Annotated in this window: 1 rRNA gene; it reads right to left on the reverse strand. The window is 55.9% G+C overall.

Going from position 1 to position 1,302, the window contains the following annotated elements:
• Nucleotides 1-25: 25 nt before the first annotated feature.
• A 16S ribosomal RNA gene (locus FEU76_RS18470) occupies nt 26-1,302 on the reverse strand; the annotation flags it as partial.

Here is a 1,302-nt window from a genome sequence, read left to right on the forward strand (position 1 = left end):
CTTGCCGCGAGGGGAAGACATCGTTTAAGGAGGTGATCCAGCCGCAGGTTCCCCTACGGCTACCTTGTTACGACTTCACCCCAGTCATGAACCACACCGTGGTGATCGCCCTCTTGCGTTAGGCTAACCACTTCTGGTGCAGTCCACTCCCATGGTGTGACGGGCGGTGTGTACAAGGCCCGGGAACGTATTCACCGTGGCATTCTGATCCACGATTACTAGCGATTCCGACTTCACGGAGTCGAGTTGCAGACTCCGATCCGGACTGAGATCGGCTTTTCGGGATTGGCTCACTCTCGCGAGTTGGCAACCCTTTGTACCGACCATTGTAGCACGTGTGTAGCCCTACTCGTAAGGGCCATGATGACTTGACGTCGTCCCCACCTTCCTCCGGTTTGTCACCGGCAGTCTCCTTAGAGTTCCCGCCATTACGCGCTGGCAAATAAGGACAAGGGTTGCGCTCGTTACGGGACTTAACCCAACATTTCACAACACGAGCTGACGACAGCCATGCAGCACCTGTCTCTGCGTTCCCGAAGGCACTAAGGTATCTCTACCGAATTCGCAGGATGTCAAGAGTAGGTAAGGTTCTTCGCGTTGCATCGAATTAAACCACATGCTCCACCGCTTGTGCGGGCCCCCGTCAATTCATTTGAGTTTTAACCTTGCGGCCGTACTCCCCAGGCGGTCGACTTATCGCGTTAACTTCGCCACAAAGTGCGCTAGGCACCCAACGGCTGGTCGACATCGTTTACGGCGTGGACTACCAGGGTATCTAATCCTGTTTGCTACCCACGCTTTCGCACCTCAGTGTCAGTGTCAGTCCAGAAGGCCGCCTTCGCCACTGGTATTCCTCCCGATCTCTACGCATTTCACCGCTACACCGGGAATTCTACCTTCCTCTCCTGCACTCTAGCTTGACAGTTCCGGATGCCGTTCCCAGGTTGAGCCCGGGGCTTTCACAACCGGCTTATCAAGCCACCTACGCGCGCTTTACGCCCAGTAATTCCGATTAACGCTCGCACCCTCCGTATTACCGCGGCTGCTGGCACGGAGTTAGCCGGTGCTTCTTCTGTGAGTGATGTCTTTCCTGATGGGTATTAACCACCAGGCGTTCTTCCTCACTGAAAGTGCTTTACAACCCGAGGGCCTTCTTCACACACGCGGCATGGCTGGATCAGGGTTCCCCCCATTGTCCAATATTCCCCACTGCTGCCTCCCGTAGGAGTTCGGGCCGTGTCTCAGTCCCGATGTGGCTGATCATCCTCTCAGACCAGCTACGGATCGTCGCCTTGGTGAGCC

The organism is Halomonas sp. C22, assembly GCF_007655045.1.
GTDB classification, from domain to species: Bacteria; Pseudomonadota; Gammaproteobacteria; order Pseudomonadales; family Halomonadaceae; genus Vreelandella; species Vreelandella hamiltonii.